At 61.7% G+C, this 16,657-nt stretch carries 18 protein-coding genes and 2 tRNA genes; all 20 read right to left on the reverse strand.

The genetic code is table 11. The features are described 5' to 3' along the window. Positions 1 to 155: 155 nt before the first annotated feature. Positions 156 to 242: transfer RNA gene (locus DWY05_RS06415), tRNA-Leu, on the reverse strand. A 43-nt stretch (positions 243 to 285) separates the two neighbouring features. Beyond that, positions 286 to 1,203 carry a TatD family hydrolase gene (locus DWY05_RS06420; protein WP_117821143.1) on the reverse strand — a complete coding sequence of 306 codons (918 nt, stop codon included), beginning with the start codon at positions 1,201 to 1,203 and terminating at the stop codon, positions 286 to 288. Next, positions 1,193 to 2,053: a 16S rRNA (adenine(1518)-N(6)/adenine(1519)-N(6))-dimethyltransferase RsmA gene (gene rsmA, locus DWY05_RS06425; protein WP_117821142.1), complete on the reverse strand. Its 861-nt coding sequence runs from the start codon at positions 2,051 to 2,053 to the stop codon at positions 1,193 to 1,195. The genes DWY05_RS06420 and rsmA overlap by 11 nt, the downstream gene beginning before the upstream one ends. Before the next feature lie 110 nt (positions 2,054 to 2,163). Then, positions 2,164 to 3,765, reverse strand: a complete 1,602-nt coding sequence (metG, locus tag DWY05_RS06430) for a methionine--tRNA ligase (RefSeq protein WP_117821141.1) — start codon at positions 3,763 to 3,765, stop codon at positions 2,164 to 2,166. Positions 3,766 to 3,834: 69 nt separating this feature from the next. Continuing rightward, the gene (rsmI, locus tag DWY05_RS06435; RefSeq protein ID WP_117821140.1) at positions 3,835 to 4,713 is read right to left on the reverse strand and encodes a 16S rRNA (cytidine(1402)-2'-O)-methyltransferase; all 879 of its coding nucleotides are present in this window, start codon (positions 4,711 to 4,713) and stop codon (positions 3,835 to 3,837) included. 6 nt (positions 4,714 to 4,719) lie between these two features. After that, positions 4,720 to 5,781: a glycoside hydrolase family 5 protein gene (locus tag DWY05_RS06440; protein WP_055309641.1), complete on the reverse strand. Its 1,062-nt coding sequence runs from the start codon at positions 5,779 to 5,781 to the stop codon at positions 4,720 to 4,722. Positions 5,782 to 6,387: 606 nt separating this feature from the next. Continuing rightward, positions 6,388 to 6,460 (reverse strand) — tRNA-Phe (locus tag DWY05_RS06445). Positions 6,461 to 6,583: 123 nt separating this feature from the next. Beyond that, positions 6,584 to 6,868 (reverse strand): ribbon-helix-helix domain-containing protein, encoded by a 285-nt coding sequence (locus tag DWY05_RS06450; protein WP_035137167.1) that lies wholly within the window; start codon positions 6,866 to 6,868, stop codon positions 6,584 to 6,586. A 113-nt stretch (positions 6,869 to 6,981) separates the two neighbouring features. After that, entirely contained in the window at positions 6,982 to 7,341 is a 360-nt protein-coding gene (locus DWY05_RS06455; RefSeq protein ID WP_233511294.1) for a DUF192 domain-containing protein, read from the reverse strand. Further along, complete coding sequence (locus DWY05_RS06460; RefSeq protein ID WP_117821138.1) at positions 7,338 to 7,814, reverse strand: hypothetical protein; 477 nt, start codon at positions 7,812 to 7,814, stop codon at positions 7,338 to 7,340. Before DWY05_RS06460 ends, DWY05_RS06455 begins: the two co-directional genes overlap by 4 nt. After that, positions 7,814 to 9,874, reverse strand: coding sequence for a hypothetical protein (locus DWY05_RS06465; protein WP_117821137.1), 2,061 nt, complete (start codon positions 9,872 to 9,874; stop codon positions 7,814 to 7,816). Before DWY05_RS06465 ends, DWY05_RS06460 begins: the two co-directional genes overlap by 1 nt. A 64-nt stretch (positions 9,875 to 9,938) precedes the next feature. Beyond that, on the reverse strand, positions 9,939 to 10,475 hold the full coding sequence (locus DWY05_RS06470; RefSeq protein WP_117765468.1) for a TadE/TadG family type IV pilus assembly protein: 537 nt from the start codon (positions 10,473 to 10,475) through the stop codon (positions 9,939 to 9,941). Beyond that, the gene (locus DWY05_RS06475) at positions 10,411 to 10,629 is read right to left on the reverse strand and encodes a hypothetical protein (RefSeq protein ID WP_117563704.1); all 219 of its coding nucleotides are present in this window, start codon (positions 10,627 to 10,629) and stop codon (positions 10,411 to 10,413) included. The genes DWY05_RS06470 and DWY05_RS06475 overlap by 65 nt, the downstream gene beginning before the upstream one ends. A gap of 1 nt (position 10,630) precedes the next feature. Continuing rightward, a complete protein-coding gene (locus tag DWY05_RS06480; protein WP_147335209.1) occupies positions 10,631 to 11,194 on the reverse strand; it encodes a hypothetical protein in 564 nt (187 codons plus the stop codon). Further along, positions 11,158 to 11,391, reverse strand: coding sequence for a hypothetical protein (locus DWY05_RS06485; RefSeq protein WP_089572694.1), 234 nt, complete (start codon positions 11,389 to 11,391; stop codon positions 11,158 to 11,160). The genes DWY05_RS06480 and DWY05_RS06485 overlap by 37 nt, the downstream gene beginning before the upstream one ends. 10 nt (positions 11,392 to 11,401) lie before the next feature. Continuing rightward, positions 11,402 to 12,043 carry a type II secretion system F family protein gene (locus DWY05_RS06490; RefSeq protein WP_055250542.1) on the reverse strand — a complete coding sequence of 214 codons (642 nt, stop codon included), beginning with the start codon at positions 12,041 to 12,043 and terminating at the stop codon, positions 11,402 to 11,404. Next, a complete protein-coding gene (locus tag DWY05_RS06495) occupies positions 12,040 to 12,966 on the reverse strand; it encodes a type II secretion system F family protein (RefSeq protein WP_117821135.1) in 927 nt (308 codons plus the stop codon). Before DWY05_RS06495 ends, DWY05_RS06490 begins: the two co-directional genes overlap by 4 nt. After that, positions 12,939 to 14,267: a CpaF family protein gene (locus tag DWY05_RS06500; protein WP_117821134.1), complete on the reverse strand. Its 1,329-nt coding sequence runs from the start codon at positions 14,265 to 14,267 to the stop codon at positions 12,939 to 12,941. The genes DWY05_RS06495 and DWY05_RS06500 overlap by 28 nt, the downstream gene beginning before the upstream one ends. Further along, entirely contained in the window at positions 14,264 to 15,913 is a 1,650-nt protein-coding gene (locus DWY05_RS06505; RefSeq protein ID WP_117821133.1) for a P-loop NTPase, read from the reverse strand. The genes DWY05_RS06500 and DWY05_RS06505 overlap by 4 nt, the downstream gene beginning before the upstream one ends. Beyond that, on the reverse strand, positions 15,913 to 16,572 hold the full coding sequence (gene cpaB, locus DWY05_RS06510; protein WP_233504044.1) for a Flp pilus assembly protein CpaB: 660 nt from the start codon (positions 16,570 to 16,572) through the stop codon (positions 15,913 to 15,915). Before cpaB ends, DWY05_RS06505 begins: the two co-directional genes overlap by 1 nt. Between the last annotated feature and the right edge of the window lie 85 nt (positions 16,573 to 16,657).

The raw sequence follows: 16,657 nt of genomic DNA on the forward strand, positions 1-16,657 counted from the left end.
GCGGGTGGTTTAAAGCTGGCCGCTGCGCGGCCAGCAGACTAAAGTCTTGAAACGAAAAGACCCGGCTTAGGGCCGGGTCCGAATGCGCATGCCTATTGACAATGGCTTTCTCATATTACAAAAAAGCTCCCATTGCTGGGAGCTCTTTCATTTAATGGTGCGGGCGAAAGGACTTGAACCTTCATGGGGTTGCCCCCATACGGACCTGAACCGTACGCGTCTGCCAATTCCGCCACGCCCGCGTGCAGAAATTAGAATAACGGAGCGCCACCACGAACGCAAGAACTATTTTTGAAAAAGTTTGCAGGCATTTTCCCAAGCGGCTTGCGCGATTGTTTCGGCGTCCTCACCAGTGCGATCGACACGGTCGTTAACCAGCGCGTTTGCCGTAATGGAGATCATTGCGGGCTCGCATTCAAGACCGCGGATGGGCTCCGGAGCCATATACGGGCAATCCGTCTCGAACAAAATTCGATCGAGTGGGGTTGCCGCAAATGCCTCGCGCACGTCGTCGTTGCGCTTAAAGGTGGCCGCACCACCATAGGCGATATAGCAGCCCAGCTCCACAAAGCGCTCCATCGTGGCGCGGTCCTCGCCAAAGCAGTGCAGCACACAACCGGCCTGGGGCACGCCCACCTCACGAAGCACGTTGTAGGCGTCCACGTGCGAGGTACGCTCCTGGTCCGTGTCCTCGTGACGCAGATGCAGCTCCACCGGCACATTGCAGCGCACGGCGACTTCGAGCTGACGTGCCATGCAATCAATCTGCACGCTGTGGGGCGCCGGCGTGATGTCGTCGTCGTAATCCATGTGGTAGTCCAGACCAATCTCGCCGATACCGGCACACAAAGGGTCATCAAGCGCAGCAACAACCTGCGCGTGAATGTCGTCGGTATAGTCCGGCGCGCCATACGGATGCACGCCGGCAAGATACTTGATCTGCGGGATATCCTGCATCGGCAGAATCTCGCGCGTCAGCCAGTCGCTATAGTCCGTCACGCTGCGCTTGTCGGCGATGGGGTCGAAGACCGTCACCAACAGGTCGATGCCTGCCGCCTTGGCACGCACGAGTGTCTCAGGCACATCCTTGCCCCAGAACGAAAGCAGATGCGCATGTGTGTCGGCAAGCGGCGCCAGCGGCACCGGGCAGGCCACCGTTTTCTTCTTTTTGGTAAACGTCACGCGTTCGGCATTAGGCGTCATGGATTAGCTCCTGAGCCAAGCGGACAAAGGCGGCGACGTCGAGCGTCTCGGCGCGCGTGGTGGGTGCGATACCGCAAGCCTCAAAGGCGGCATCGAGCACGTCCTTGGCAAAGCCGTTGGCGCTCATGGAATTGCGGATGGTCTTGCGACGCTGAGCAAATGCAGCGTCAATCACACGGGCCACAAATTCGCGATCGAGTCCTTCGGGCACCACACCGTCAACACGGTCGATACGCACGACGGCCGAGTCCACGTGTGGCGCCGGCATAAAGCAACGCGGCGGCACCTCAAAGCGACCCGTCACCTGCGCATACAGGCCAAGCTTTGCCGTATAGCCGCCATAGGTCTTGTTGCCCGGCACTGCGGCAATGCGATCGGCAACCTCCTTTTGAACCATGACGACGGCACGTTTGAGCGCGGGCATCGTCTGGAAGAACTGCAGGATGATCGTCGCCGCCACGTTATAGGGCAGGTTCGCGACAAATACCGTCGGCTCACCGCCCGCAGCCTGCTCAATCTGCCCCGGCGTCACCCTGAGCGCGTCGCCCATGATAAAGCGGAAGTTGGCGTAGTCGGTGGCATGGGCGTCGAGCACCGGCTCAAGCTCGGGATCGGCCTCAATGGACGTAACGCACGCCGCTTCCTGCAGCAGCGCAAGTGTCAACGTACCGCAACCCGGACCCACCTCGAGTACGCGCTCGTCACCTGCAAGCTCGGCAAGCTCGCAGATACGCTCGATCACATGATTGTCGATTAGAAAGTTCTGGCCCAGGCGATGCTTGGTCGCAAGGCCAAACTCCTCCAGCAGCTCCCTGGTGGCCGTGGGGTTTGCCAAAGGCGAAGTTGTCATGGTTGCCTCCTTAGCATGATGGCGGCGTCTTGAAACAAAAGGGCATGGACCGTGGCGGCCATGCCCTTACAGCTAAACAGCAAATTGCCGATATGGCGCTCGCGCGGTCTCTACGCCAGACGCGGGAACAGCGGATCGCCCTTCTCGACGGACTGACCGCCGGCAAGCAGGCCCCAAGTGCAAATGCCCTTGAGGTCGTCGCTCGCGGCCTCGCCCTCACAGGACAGACGGCGCAGAGCCTCGACAGAAGTCTGGGGCATGAGCGGCATCAGCAGGTGGGCGGCGATGCGGATGGCCTCGAGCAAGTTGTAGATCACAAATGCCAGTTCGTCAGCCTTGGCCTCGTCCTTGGCAAGCGCCCAGGGCTCGGAGTCCTCGATGTAGTGGTTGGCGGCATGGATGAGCTCCATGACCTCGTCCTTAGCTCCACCGTAATCGAGCACGTCCATCTTGGCCATGTAGCGCTCGACCAAACCGTCGGCAATCTTTGCCAGCGGGTTATCGAACGCGTCGGCAGACGCCGGTTTAGCCGGGGCGCAGCCGTCAAAGTACTTTGCGCTCATGTTGAGCGAACGCGAAATGAGGTTGCCCCAGCTGTTGGCCAGATCGGCGTTGTAGACCTGCTCCATGCGATCGAAGCTGATGGCGCCGTCGGTGCCGGGGACCACGTCGGTCATAAAGTAATAGCGGTAGCCCTCGACGCCCAGCATGTCGATAACATCCTGCGGAGCGATGGCGTTGCCGCGGCTCTTGGACATCTTCTCGGCCTTGCCGGTCTCGGCATTGCGCACGGTCAGGAAGCCGTGGGCAAAGACGTGCTCGGGCAGGGCCTCGCCGATGGCCATGAGCATGGCGGGCCAAATGACGCAGTGGAAGCGGATGATGTCCTTACCCACGATGTGGAACTGCGCGGGCCAGCGATAGGCCAGCTCGGCACGCGCCTCATCGGTGTCGACACCGTAGCCGACGGCTGTCATATAGTTGAGCAGTGCATCGAACCACACGTAGGTCACGTGACCCTCGTCAAACGGGACCTGAATGCCCCAGTCAAAGCTCGTACGGCTCACGGAAAGGTCGTTAAGGCCGCCCTCGACAAAGCTGCGTACCTCGTTCATACGGAACGCAGGCTCGACAAAGTCGGGGTGCTCGTCATAGAGCTTGAGAAGCTTGTCCTGGAAAGCGGAAAGCTTAAAGAAGTAGGACTCCTCCTGCACGCGCTCAAGCGGACGGTGGCAGTCGGGGCACAGGTGCTGGCCGACGCTGCCGTACTCCTCGTCGCCCTTCTGGACCTGCGTATCGGTGAAGTAGGTCTCGTCAGGCACGCAATACCAACCGTCGTAGCTGCCCTTATACAGGTAACCGGACTCCTTCATGCGCTCCCACAGGTACTGCACGGCATGATGCTGGCGCGGCTCGGTGGTGCGGATGAAGTCGTCGTTGGAAATCTCGAGCTTGCTCCAAAGCTCCTTGAAGTGCGGGGCCTGGCTATCGGTCCACTCCTGCGGCGTCATGCCATGCTTGGCTGCGGCCTCGGCGACCTTCTCGCCGTGCTCGTCCATGCCGGTCAGGAACTTGACGTTATAGCCGGCGGAGCGGCGATAACGAGCCTGAACGTCGGCGATGATGGTGGAATAAGCCGTGCCCAGGTGCGGATCGGCGTTGACGTAGTAGATGGGCGTCGTGATAAAGAACGAAGGCTTGCTTTGATCCATGGGGTTTGTCCTCCAGAAAAACGTTGCATACAGAGGATGATTCTAGCGCAAGGGCTGGATATCCTCCATCTATTGCATATCGAGCACCATGGCATAGACATCGCGCTTGCGGCGCGAATACTTCTGAGACAGGCGCTTGGCCACCGCAGATGCGGGCTCCCCCTCCTCGAGCGCGGCGCGGATATCCTCGCGCAGGGCCTCGTCGGGATCCGCTACCGCAGCGCCAACCGGCGCGATGCCGGCCTCCTCATCCTCGCTCGGCGGCGCGATGACCAGCGCAATCTCGCCCTTTACCTCGCCGCGAGCACGCAGCTCCTCGGCAAGCTGGTCAGCGGGCCCGCGCAAGACCTCCTCGTGCAGCTTGGTGAGTTCGCGGCAGACGGCAACCTCACGCTGGGGAAAGACCTCCGCCACGGCCTCGAGCGTCGCCACGATGCGATGTGGAGACTCGTAGAAGATGAGTGCGCCGGGCACCACGGCAAGGCGCTGCAAACGGCGCACACGGTCGCCGTGCTTTCGGCCCAAAAAGCCCTCGAAGAAAAAATGCTCGCAGGGAATGCCGGACGAAACAAGCGCCGTGACGCAAGCAGAGGGCCCGGGAATAACTTCGACGGGCACATCGGCCTCACGTGCCGCCTCGATCAGCGCCTGGCCGGGATCGGACACGCTCGGCATGCCGGCGTCCGAGGCAAAGGCGAGGGTCTCCCCCGCCAGCAGACGGTCGACCAGGCCGGCAGCGCGGCTGGCGATCACATTCTCGTCGCAACGGACAAGCGGCTTGGAAATGCCCAGGTGCATCAGCAGCTTTGACGTCACACGCGTGTCTTCGCAGCAGATGGCATCGGCGGCGGCAAAAGCCTCACCAACGCGCGGGGACAGGTCGCCCAGGTTGCCGATGGGCGTGCCGACCACATAGAGTTTGCCCGTATGGGCGCTATTTTGCGTCATATCAACCTATTCAATCATGCCGCGCTCGAGCGTACCGAGCGCCGCGCGGGCGTCCCATGCTGCAATGCGCTTCTCGGTCTTCCACGTTTGGAAGAACCAGCCAGCCGCCGGCGCAAACGATGCCAGCTGGTTGGCGATAAACACGCGCTCGTAGGCATTGCGGCCCTCGGGCGTAACCGACGAGTTGGCAAAGATCGCCGCGCCCGACCATTCGCCCACCAGCACGGGGAACCCAGTCGAAATCGCTTCTTTAAGTTCGCGCTTGTTACGCGAAATCGCCGTCGTCAGCCCGCGAGGGCTCGTGATGTCGAGCGCATACTCGTCGCGGTAATGGTACAGGTGAAGGTCCATGTAGACGTTCTTGTACTTGGCGCCGCGCATAAAATGCTTCCACTCGCTGGGATGCCCCGACGACGAGAAGACGACGATCTTATCCTCGGGCATATACGAACGGACGAGCTCGTAGGCATCGCGATAGAAATTGCGCAGGTAGTGAGCGGGAATGCCATCCGTCATGGTGAAGAGGCTCTTGCGAACGCTCATCTGCGGCGTGTCCAGCAGCTCAATGCCCAGCAGGCTCTCGGCCTCGCCATAGCGATCGGCCAAGCGCTCGAGCACGTCGAGTGCGACATGACGGCCGTTGGTGGACGAATGCCACTCGGCGACAGCCTCCGGCGTGGTGGGCGAATCGTTGGAATCGCCCTGGCCACCGGGCACAGTTGCCAGATCGAGCAGCACGCGGATATCGTACTTGGCAGCCCACTCAATCGCACGGTCAATGTAGTCGACAACCGAGATGTAGGACGCATCGGACTCCTGTGAGCCAAAGGCATACCAGGGCACCGGCAGACGCACGGCATTGAGGCCAATCTGCGCCATGCGGCGGAAATCGTCCTCGCTCACAAACGTCTCGTAATGACGGCGCATGCGCTCGTTATAGGCGGCGGTACCCATGGCCTCCTGCAGCTCGGCTGCGTTGGATGCACCGGTCGCCGCGTACAGCGACGGGGTCACCCAAGGCTCGGGAATAAACCAGCCAGAGAGATTAACGCCGAGTATCCTCTCCATCACTGCCCCCTTCGGATCATGCAGGTCGAACCCGCATCGTATTGCATAGGATAAGTATCGTTTTGAGTATACCCGCGTGTGCGGACAGGCGACCGAACGGTCTGTAAAGTGATGCGAAAGTGGGAGGAATGTCTGGGGCGGGCGGGCTCGGAATGGTGCGACGAGGTGTGTACGCGCGCCGGAGGCAGGCACCGGAAATCGCGTCCCGTTCTATCGCTCAATAATGGGGCGCATTTTCCGTTAGCAGGCCCAACCGGAAAGCGCGACCCGCAATTTCGCGTCATTCCGGGTCGCGCTTTCCCAGACAGGCCCGAAGCGGAAAGTGTGTCCCGTTCTGAGCCCTTATTCTGGGACGCAGTTTCCGCAGAACCCTACATAAAAGAAAAGGACCCCTTTGCAGAGGTCCTAGTCAATTCAAGGTGGCGGGGAAGGGAATCGCGTCCGCGCGCTGCGCGGACGGACCGCTGCGGCGCTTACGCGCCTTGCGAGCTGCGCTGGCAAACGCTTACGCGTTTACTCAGCTCCGCGCCCTCACGGGGTTCGATTCCATGTGGGGGCTGCATAAAAGAAAAGGACCCCTTTGCAGAGGTCCTAGTCAATTCAAGGTGGCGGGGAAGGGAATCGAACCCCTGACACGAGGATTTTCAGTCCTCTGCTCTACCAACTGAGCTACCCAGCCATTTGAGGTGTGCCTTGTTTCAAGGCTTGATTAGTATAACCAAGGACGCGTTCCGGTCAACCGAGAATTTTAAAAAAGTTTTTGAGCACAGCCTCGGTTCTTTAAATCGGCACGTCAGAGGCATCAGCCGGCAGCAAGAAGTTTTTCGCTCAGAGCCGCACGGGCAAACTCACTTGGCGTCATCCCCTCGGCAGCCGCCCGTCGACGAATGGCCTCCTTCATTCCCAGAGGAATCTTGACCGACAGCGTTGCCGTCCCCTCACCTGAGAGTGGGGGCCGTCCATGCACGATCCCACCAACGGTGTGTTCGCCATCCGGAAACTCTCCGCGCTCGTACGACTCGCACCACGCGTCAATCATTTCATCCGTTACAACCTGACCATTAGCGGCCGTATACGTCTTGCCCATCATCGACCCCTTCCGTCAGGTGCTTTTTAGCGTTGGGATGGATCTCGACATCCATGCATCTTCTCCTCCATCTTACCCAATTTCGTATGACGAAAGTCCGCTGTCGCCAATTCTTAAGCCGGCACGCGTTGGAGAGCAGGGGTCGAAACAATGATTGAAGGGCGCTCTAGTGCGGCCCAGGCGCCGGGGCAGGAGCACATACGCCAGGGACGTACGTTTTCGTAGCGCGCGAGGATATTGCCGTCGCGATCGATGAAGGCGATGTCGATGGGATAGGCCATAAAACACGTATGGACCGAAGAGCAGCGTGGAAATGCCATGACGAGCGGCAGACCGTTGGCGGCAACCGGACACCGTCCCAGCATGCCGCGCAGGCGCACGGCAAACGACTCCGCCACCGCAAACTCGGCCGGCGTCCAACCCAGCCTGTTGAGTGCCCGCGCGTAGGCGATGTAGGACGAGACCGCGGTCACATGACCACCCCCGGACGCCATGGATCGACCGTCACCGCGCGCTCGTGCGACAACGTTGTCGGCGCCCCCAGCGGAACGCCAGCGATGCTGAGAGAAGTCGGCCACGGCTCATAGTGCATGGTGCAGGTGTAGGTCCTAAACGTACCGGATAGGGAGAGCAGACCACCATCCGATGCCTCCGCGCCTTGCTCGCTCGACACTTCGATCTGCAAGTCATAGCCTTCCATGGCATTCAGAATTTGCGTCTGAACCGTCGCCGAGGCATCGGCAGAGCTTTCGTCGCCCTCCCCGCTCGGCGCCACGGCGTGCGCCAACACGATGTCGGGCACCACGCGGTCGAAGCGTGCGACCGCACCGGCAAAGACCATGACGTTGTACACAATGAGTGCCAGCACCAGCAAAACGGGCGCAACCACTGCTATCTCCACCGTCGCTTGGGCGCGCTCCTCGCGCAGACGCATGCGGATACTCATTACGACCCACCGCCCAGAGCGCCAACCAGCGTGGCGACATCGACGGTGAGTGGGATGGAGCCGCCGCCGGGCAGAGGAATCTCCGCAAGCGTGAACACAGTACCGCTGATGGTGCGTTCGACTTGATATTCCAACGCCTCGCAAAGCGCCTTGGGATCGGTCACGCCCAACGGAATACTTCGCAGTTTGTCTTGCGCTTGAGAGAGACCAGCAATGTCAGACCCCGGGCCCTTAATGACGTTGGCGGAATCAGTCAGCACCGGCTTTCGCAGGCGCAAGTCGCACGGTTCCAAACCCAGCGCCGCCACGGACGCCGAAACGGTATCGCCGAGCCACGATGCAATGGAGCCCAACGCGCCGCTGCCCCCTCCTAGGCCTTTAATCATCTCGTCCATAAGTTCGTCGGCCGAACCTTGGATGTCTCCGTATCCCACAAGCAGCCGTCCCCAGACATCCATGACGCCATCGAGTACGCCGGCAACGCTACCCGAGCGTTCCTTCAATGTCGAGAAAAATCGCGAAAGCACGTTGTTTTGCGCCGTCGCCTCATCGGGCGCCAGTACCGCGGCAGAGATGGCACCGCGACTGCCAAGCTCAACCGCCGTGTTAAACGAAGAGTTAAGTTGATCGGGGCTGGTAATATCACCCGAAACTGCAAAGGCGACTACGCCGTTGCGGCCAGGTGGGGCGATACGCGGACGCTCACCGGAAAGTTCTTTGATGGCGGTATCGAACGCATTGCCCGCACGGTCGGCTTCGTCCTCGGTCTGACGCTCGAGCTCGAGCTCCTTGTTGCGACAGTCGACGTAGTCCTCCAGGGCGTCTTTAAACTTGTCAAAGTGATACTCGAAGCCGTTTTCGATAGAGGTTGAAGGCGCCGCAACAGCACCAAGCGACAAAACGCCAAAATGGCATTTGCTGCATTTATCCTGTCCATCGTAATCGGCAACCGAAGCAAATCCGCTCGGCGTCCCTTTCTTATAGTTAGGGCAGGTCGTCCCGTAATGCAGATACGCCTTGTCATCGTTCACGCTCGTCGGCCACACCGCATCGGTATAGAGTTCCGTCGCCCGAACCTCATCAGAGTTGCGCGGCAGCAGCGGAATATAGGAGGAAACCCTGTCTCCGTTCTCGGTTATATGTGCCCGATCGACCTCCGCGCTCGCATAGGTATAAAACGCCTTACGCGCCGCAGACTCTGCCTTCATCTCGACACTCGAGCCGTGGGGCTTCTCATTTGTCAGACGCCAATGGTAGTAGTCCTTCGCGCGATCAAGGGCAACTTGGGGCTCCCACGTAACGCTCGATGAGTAATGCGGATTTTGAACACCGGAGAGATCCGTTAGGCTTTTCGCACGCTCCCACATGCAAGAACAGCTGCCGACCGAGCCCTTGTCAGACCCACCACAATCCGCCAGCCAAGCACGCTCTTTAGCCTTCGCCGTGTCCTCAGAAGCCTTCCGCAGTTCCTCGGCCGCACACTCTAAATCATCTGATGTGTCTTTAATGGTATCGGTCGAGATCTCTGATCCTTTGAGCGCAGCGAAGTCAGACTCGGATGTCCTGGGCACGGCAAGCGCCGTACCGGTATAGGTCACACTATCGGTATCCTGCGCCGACACCGCCTGCGTGGCACGCGCGGCGATCAGATACGGCAGAGCCGTCTCGATTTTCTGTAAGCCTTCCGATGCGCTTTTGGCAAACTTGTTGCGCGTTTTAATGATCTCAATCCCGGTGTCGACCATATTGCCGGCAACCGGCTCGGCACCCGGGATGAGGATGGCGACCAGGCCCGTCCCGATCGTGGCAAACCCCGCCAGCCCCAGACTCAAGATGCTCGCATCAACCACCGTGGCAGCCGTGTGATAGGACGACACTACGTTGGCACCCGCCAGCGCGCCGCTATCAGCCGCCACCTGGGTATCCCCGGCACGCGACATGCTCCATATCGCCGCGGTCGACGAAAACAACAATGTGAGCACCACTAGGATGACCACGGCAGAAGAAAGCGTGGTATAGGCGCCGTCTTCGATAAACAGATCGACACCGGCTCGACCCATAAAGCCGCCTCGCTTGCGATGGCAGCTCGGACGGCGCGTCAAAACGCGTCTAGACCAGAAACGCTTAATCCCATGTAGCAATCCACGAATCATAATCTCCCTCCAGCCATTCGGGACGCGATTGATACGAGACATCGACCTTGAGCTCAACGTAGCCGCCTTCGGCGGTACCACCCATAGCCTGCGCAAACGCACCGATCACGGGCAACGGCTTGACCTCGCCGGAAACGGACACGGACGAGACGCCACCCGCACCGGCCCGGCCAAGCTCGATATCCCACGACAACGGCCCGCCGGCATGAAAGATCGAAACGTTGGGCACTGCGGCTAGTCGGCGGCGGGTGAACTCCTTAAGATCGTCGTCCTCCGCCGTCGTCGTGGTCATGAGCCGCGCGGTCTCGGCGGCGGCAGACTCCATGACCGCGCGCGTATAGAGCAGGCACACCGGTTGCAGCGCGAGAAGGATGAGTGTCAGAAACGTCGGCAGCAAAAAAGCGGCCTCGACCGTAGACTGCGCCCGGTCCTCGCGCGCGGCATCAATACAACGCGATGTCCTTAGCGGCCGCAGCGGCGTCGATAACCGACGTCGAGGCAACGCCATGGGATGCCGCCCGCTCAACCAGCGCCGCCAAGCGCCCATCGGTGCCGGCACGCCAAAGTCCCGCGATCGCCAGCACGATCGATAACAGCGCCACCGTGACGATGGCGTATTCGACCGTCGCCTGGGCAGATTCCTCACGCAGGACATCATGCATTTCACGATCCCTCCTTTGAGTCCGTTGCCTGCGGGCTCAGGCGCACGGCGCGCAGACGACACGAAGCATCGCCAGCATCCGCGGCAATTGTCACCATATCGACCCAGCCGCGTCCGTCGCGCACGATGGCGCCCCACACGTTTCCCTTGATGTCGAGATAGCCGCTCAGAGCAAGTTGCGCCGTGGGTACCTCGCGATAGGCACGCAGCATATCCGCCGCCGCTTCGGTCATCGGTCGGTCCTCGGACCATGCAAGCCGGACCGCAATCGCGTTGCCCTCAGGCGAATCCGTCGCAGTGCCAGACCGCTTGTCGAGCGTCCGCAGAAAGGTTTGCGCCGTGACAGCGGCATCCGAATCGTCCGCATCTCGCATCTCATCTTTTTGAGACGCCACCGCCGAATCTGAGCCCAAATCGGAGGCGGTCCCAGGACGCTGCTGCCGCGCGGCGTTAAGCCCCCAAAGCACCGCCGCTATCGCCACGGTCAGGCAAGCAAACACCAGCAGCACCCCGATGGGGCGCTCGCCCTCTACAGGCTGTTGATGCCCTCGCTGATAGCGTTCCATAGATCTTGGACCTTGCCCTTAAATGCGACGATGGCGATAATCGCGATCACCACGAGCACGCCGACCAAGATGGCATACTCGGTGGTACCCTGTGCACTCTCCTCCTGCAATAGTTCCTTGGCGCGCTGACGAACATGTGCCGCCCGGCAAAACGCCCAGCCCTGGACCTTGCCAGCAGCGTCAGTCATCGTGTTCATGTATTCCTCCCTACATCATCCCGCCTGCTCCCAGCAGCGGGCCCAATATGGACAGAAGCAACGCCGGCAAGATGAGCGTGCCGGTGGGAATCAGCAGCTTGACGGGCGCACGCTCGATCTCGCGCTCGACCGCGGCGCGATGAGCCGCACGGATCTCGCGACTTTGAGCGGCCAGCGTCTCGGCAAGTGGGGCACCCAGGGCGAGCGCCTGCCCCACCGTGATGGCAAAGGTCTCGAGCGCTCGCACGTCCAGGTCGCGCGCGGCGGCCAACAACTCGTCCTCACGCGTGCCCACGCCCACCTGCCACGCCATGCAGGCGCGCTCAAGGCGAAGAGCCAGCACTGACCGGCGGTTGGCGCAGAAAATCTCAAGCGCCGCATCAAACGAAAGACCGGCCGAAAGACCCAAGCGCACAACATCGATCATCTCGGACACTTCGCCGAGCGACACTCGCGCCGGGCCGCCCGCTCCAACCGCGCCCTTCACTCGCGCGGTCAGAGCATCGACCACCGAGCGACCCGCGGCAGCGACCAGCACCGCCTCGCGCTTGCAGGCCCCTGCGATCTTGCGTGCATCCGCCCGATCCAAACCCGTCGCGACAAATACGCTCAGGGCGCACAGGCAAGCCGCAACTGCAACCGGGGCGCTCATAGCTCCACCCGCATAATGCGCCGGATAACCACCAGGGCAACGGCGTTGAGGGCAAGACCCAGCACCACAGTGCCCGCGCCGGCAGGCGTCGCAAGACCGCGACGAAAATCTGCCGAAAGCAGCGCCAACACCGCGCACATGCCCGCCGGCATCGCCGCGACCATATGCGCAGACATGCGAGCCTGCGACGTCTTAACATCCAGGCGGCGCTTGAGCTCAATGCGCTCCCCCACCATGCTCGACGCCTCGGACAGTAAGTCGGCAAGCGGAGCGCCGGTGCGCTGAGACACCTTAAGCGCCAAGGTCACAAGCGAAAGACCGGGGGCGTCGATACGCACGAGCAAGTCATCGAGCGCGTCGGTCGCCGAGATGCCGCAATCGATCGCCGCCGCCACCCGCAAAAACTCGGTATGCACTGGCTCTTGCGCATGAGCGCCCACAAAGCGCATGCCCTGGGCCAGCGAATGTCCCGAGGCAAGCGACATGGAAAGTGCGGTAAACGCCTCGGGCATTGCCTCTTCTGCATCGTGTTGCTCGCGCCGGCTCTCAAAGCCATCCCGAGCGGCACCAACGGCAAACGGAGCAACAAGTCCCAAGGCAAATCCGAGGGGCGATAACGACACCATCGTTAGTAAAACGCAGCAGACACCGCTCGATAGCAGCAGAAACGCCAAACGTCCCGAAGCATCTTCGATCACGAGGCCAAGGCGATGCGCCGGAGCCAGCGATGCCCACGAACGGGCGATCTTTTTCAGCAGATCGTTTTCCACCAGCTCACGTGGCAGCTTCTCTGCCACCGTCTCGAGCGCCTGACGTGCCAGCTCCGCCGGCGGTACCTGCGGCACACGAGGTTCCGCCCCGCACGCCGTCGCGACAGAAAGCCCTGCCAAGCCCCCTACGACGAGGGGCACAGTGATCTCCATTCGTCCACCTCCTCTTGTGTGAGCGTCCCCGACCGCAGGCCTTCTGCGATAAACGGCGGCTCGCGGTCAAGCGTCCAGGTGCGCTCGGCGGCATCGAACGTCACATAGCGCTCGAGCTCTACGCCACCCGATGCGGCGCGTCGCACCCCCGAATACGAGGAGACGAAACGCCTGCCATCGGCGTGGCGCTCGGACATCACGATGCCGTCGAGCGCCATGGCAATCTGCTCCTCGATGAGCTCGCTCGGCAGATCGATGCCATAACGTGCAAGCAACGTCAGACGCACCACGGTCTCCTGTTCTGAACCCGCATGAAGTGTGGTGAGCGACCCGTCGTGGCCCGTGTTCATGGCCTGCAACATGTCGCAGCACTCGGCACCGCGCACCTCGCCCACCACGATGCGGTCGGGGCGCATGCGTAGGGCATTAGTTACCAGGTCGCGGATCGTCACCGCGCCTTCGCCCTCAATTGAAGCCTCGCGCGCCTCTAGGTGCACCACGTGCGGATGATGCGCAAACTTGAGCTCGGCAGAGTCCTCGATCGTCACGATGCGCTCGCCGGTGGAAATCTCACATGACAACGCGTTGAGCAGGGTGGTCTTACCAGATCCCGTGCCTCCCGCAACCGCCAGGTCCTGTCGCAGCGACACCGCACACGACAGCAGCTGCGCATACCAAAGCGGCAGCGATCCCAACCCCACGAGCTCGTCCAGCGAGCAGATACGGTCCGAGAACTTTCGGATGGTGAGAATCGGTCCGTCAATCGCCACAGGCGGAATCACCGCGTTGACGCGATAGCCCGTTTTGAGGCGGGCGTTGACGATGGGACTGCGCTCGTCGACACGGCGGCCAAGTGGCGAGATAATGCGGTCGATAAGCACACGGATCTGCTCATCATCCTCAAACGCATGCTCGATGGGGTACAAGACGCCGCCGCGTTCAAAGAAAGCCGAGCGGCAGCCGTTGATCATGATCTCGGTAACGGTGTCGTCCTCGATGAGCGGCTGCAACGGCCCCAAGCCCACCACGTCATCCAAAATCTCGTCGATGATGGTCTCGCGCTCGGGCGTCGCGAGATCGGTCGGCTCCTCAACATTGAGCGCCGCCTCCACCGCAGGACGCAATTCCGAGCGGGCAAGTGCCGGGTCGATATAGGCGCTGATACGCGCCACTTCGTCGTAACCCATGCGGTCCATCACGGCGCGCTTGGTGCGTCGTTTCACAGCGCGGCGACGCCCCGCATCTACAGGCGCTGCCGCCGCCGCAGCGCCGGCAGCCTTAATCCTCGTTTGCAGGCTCATCGCTGATCACCCTCGCGCGACCAGGGAAGGCGGATACGCGGGCGTTCGGTGCGCGTTGCACGGTCGGCGACCATATCGCTCCAAGGGCCGACGGCGCACCCCAGTTCCACGAGCATCTCGCGCGTGGCCTCGCGCACGCTGGTCGCAAAAGCGCTGGTCTGCCCCACTGCCTCGTCAGCGCGCCCAAACGCCATGAGCGCGGCGAGATCCTGCCCGCCATCGGCGATACGAATCTTGGAGCTCAACGCACAGGCAATCTCAAAGCGCATGGCGACGTCCTCGTCTGCCCCGCGCGCACCGAACCGGTTGAACACGGCGCTCATGCGCGTGCGCGGCACACCTACTCGACTTGCCAGTTCAATGACGCGCGACGCCGATGTCGCGGACGACACCGCCGCATCGCCAACGATCAGGCAACGGTCGCTCGCCGCCACCGCAGCCGCCACGGCGTCGCCCCAAAAGACCGAGGTATCGATAAAGACCACGTCGGATTCGCGACGCAGGACATCAAGCAGTAGCTCCACCGGACGTGCCATGAGCTCGGCTTGCTCGGGCGCCGCGACGGGACCCCAGAGCGTAACGCCCGGCGCCACGCGCATCGATGTGGCTACGATATCCGGCTCGGTGAGCGTGCCCGCCGCCGACGGCTCGATAAGTGCCGCCATATCGCGCGGAGCATCGACGCCTAACAAGTCGTAAAGGTTTCCAAACATCAGGTCCAGGTCGAGCACGGCGGCACGCAAGCCCAACAGCGACGATGTGTGTGCCATGGTGGCAACGATCGTCGACTTGCCGCAACCGCCCGAACCCGAAATGGCGCAGATGACCGGAGCTCGATGCGGCGAAGCGGCAGCGTCTGCCGGCGGCATCGGAGGCGGCGGGGCGGGCGTCGGTGACAGCGTCCCCGTCTCCCCCGCCGCAACCACATGCTGCGTCCAAGCCGGCATGGCAGCTTGTTCGGTCTGCGAGGCAGGCTCGTTCTGTGCAATCTGCTCATGCTGCATCAGCGACAACTCGCCGCACCCGGCAAAGCCCTCAACTTCATCGAGTTCATCCGCCAGATTCACGCCGTGCACGTATCCCATATCTACAGCCGGGGAATCGCCAGCATGCTGCGCCGGCCCTCCAGCGTCATCGTATACAAGAGGGTTCCGGGGGCGCCGACCATGCTCGGCTTCCGCTTTTCCATAATCATCAACACGCGGGCCTCTTGTAGCGCGAGGCGCCCCGGGTTCCCTATCAACAAAAGCATCGGGCTCAATCGTCATGCGCCGATCGGAATCAACCGCTCCCTCGCCCGCGCGCCCGTTACCGCATATACTGTGTGCAGCGATGACCTCGGTCGCCCCCGCGCGAAACAGCCCCTCGATATCCGACGGATCGAGCGCTTCTATCAACACGACCACGCGACTCACGCGGCCTTCGGCCGTCAGGCGCGCAACAGTCTTGCGCACATCTTCGGTATCAAACAGAGACGCCGCGATGATGGCAGCCCCGCGGCGCGACGGAAACGCCCGCGCCATGGAAACCAGTCCGTCCAGGTCACCCACGCGAAGCACCTGTGCACCCACATCACGGCCCTCGACTTCCCGCTGCAACAGCCCGTAATCACCGCACGCGCAGCACGCAAGCCAGATCGCCTTCATCACTCGTCGCCTCCGCTCTTTTTGCCGCGCGCCGTGGCGGGAATCGTCAGGCTGACCGTTCCCTTGCCCGAGGCTCCCAGCAGTTCCTTGACGTCTTCGGGGTCAGCCGCCAGCGTCACCCATTCGATCTTGCCCTCGCGCGTGGCACCGGAATCCTCACTGGTATCGATCACGTACGCGCCGCACAGCCGATCGGTTACGCCGTCTTTTTGCACATACACATCCACGTAGCTGCCCACGCCCGCAGCACCGCCGACCGAGTGCTCGGCATCGACCGCCACCGAAACGGCGACCTTGCCCTTAGGCACCTCGAGCTTGTGGCTCTCGGCCTTGGTGTAAACATTGCAGATCACGGCGTTTTTGGGAATACGCGAAGTCGTCACGTCGCCACGCACCTGGCGCAGCTCGGTCGCCGTGTCACGCGGCAGCAGACTCGTCAGCCATTCCTGGGTTATGACATTGGTCTCATCGAGGGTCTCGCCCACATCGATATCGCGCGCCGCGACGCATACCTCGACGCGATCGCCACCGTACTTGGCCAAGATCTCAGCCTGGACCTGTTCGGCTCGTGAGCGGATCGACGAGCCGTAAGCCATGCAGAGCAGCGCAGCGAGCACGCCCGCGACCAGACTGATGGCGATGCGCTTGCTCTTGTTCACGGCCGCTCCTCTCATGGCAGTGCCGGGCGAATGCCCATACCACCATTGTCTGGGCGGTCAGAGCGCAAAGCGGCGCAATCGCGAT

Origin of the sequence: Collinsella sp. AF23-4AC (assembly GCF_003462685.1) — a bacterium.
In the GTDB taxonomy this organism is placed as follows: domain Bacteria; phylum Actinomycetota; class Coriobacteriia; order Coriobacteriales; family Coriobacteriaceae; genus Collinsella.

Bases quoted from the DNA above. Each gene is read 5' to 3' on its own strand.
- rsmA (WP_117821142.1), bottom strand. From the start codon at position 2,053: ATGACAACTTCGCCTTTGGCAAACCCCACGGCCACCAGGGAGCTGCTG.
- DWY05_RS06505 (WP_117821133.1), bottom strand. From the start codon at position 15,913: ATGAAGGCGATCTGGCTTGCGTGCTGCGCGTGCGGTGATTACGGGCTG.
- DWY05_RS06475 (WP_117563704.1), bottom strand. From the start codon at position 10,629: ATGCATGATGTCCTGCGTGAGGAATCTGCCCAGGCGACGGTCGAATAC.
- DWY05_RS06490 (WP_055250542.1), bottom strand. From the start codon at position 12,043: ATGAGCGCCCCGGTTGCAGTTGCGGCTTGCCTGTGCGCCCTGAGCGTA.
- metG (WP_117821141.1), bottom strand. From the start codon at position 3,765: ATGGATCAAAGCAAGCCTTCGTTCTTTATCACGACGCCCATCTACTAC.
- rsmI (WP_117821140.1), bottom strand. From the start codon at position 4,713: ATGACGCAAAATAGCGCCCATACGGGCAAACTCTATGTGGTCGGCACG.
- DWY05_RS06495 (WP_117821135.1), bottom strand. From the start codon at position 12,966: ATGGAGATCACTGTGCCCCTCGTCGTAGGGGGCTTGGCAGGGCTTTCT.
- DWY05_RS06450 (WP_035137167.1), bottom strand. From the start codon at position 6,868: ATGGGCAAGACGTATACGGCCGCTAATGGTCAGGTTGTAACGGATGAA.
- DWY05_RS06480 (WP_147335209.1), bottom strand. From the start codon at position 11,194: ATGGAACGCTATCAGCGAGGGCATCAACAGCCTGTAGAGGGCGAGCGC.
- DWY05_RS06470 (WP_117765468.1), bottom strand. From the start codon at position 10,475: ATGGCGTTGCCTCGACGTCGGTTATCGACGCCGCTGCGGCCGCTAAGG.
- DWY05_RS06465 (WP_117821137.1), bottom strand. From the start codon at position 9,874: ATGGGTCGAGCCGGTGTCGATCTGTTTATCGAAGACGGCGCCTATACC.
- DWY05_RS06485 (WP_089572694.1), bottom strand. From the start codon at position 11,391: ATGAACACGATGACTGACGCTGCTGGCAAGGTCCAGGGCTGGGCGTTT.
- DWY05_RS06500 (WP_117821134.1), bottom strand. From the start codon at position 14,267: ATGAGCCTGCAAACGAGGATTAAGGCTGCCGGCGCTGCGGCGGCGGCA.
- DWY05_RS06460 (WP_117821138.1), bottom strand. From the start codon at position 7,814: ATGAGTATCCGCATGCGTCTGCGCGAGGAGCGCGCCCAAGCGACGGTG.
- DWY05_RS06440 (WP_055309641.1), bottom strand. From the start codon at position 5,781: ATGGAGAGGATACTCGGCGTTAATCTCTCTGGCTGGTTTATTCCCGAG.
- DWY05_RS06420 (WP_117821143.1), bottom strand. From the start codon at position 1,203: ATGACGCCTAATGCCGAACGCGTGACGTTTACCAAAAAGAAGAAAACG.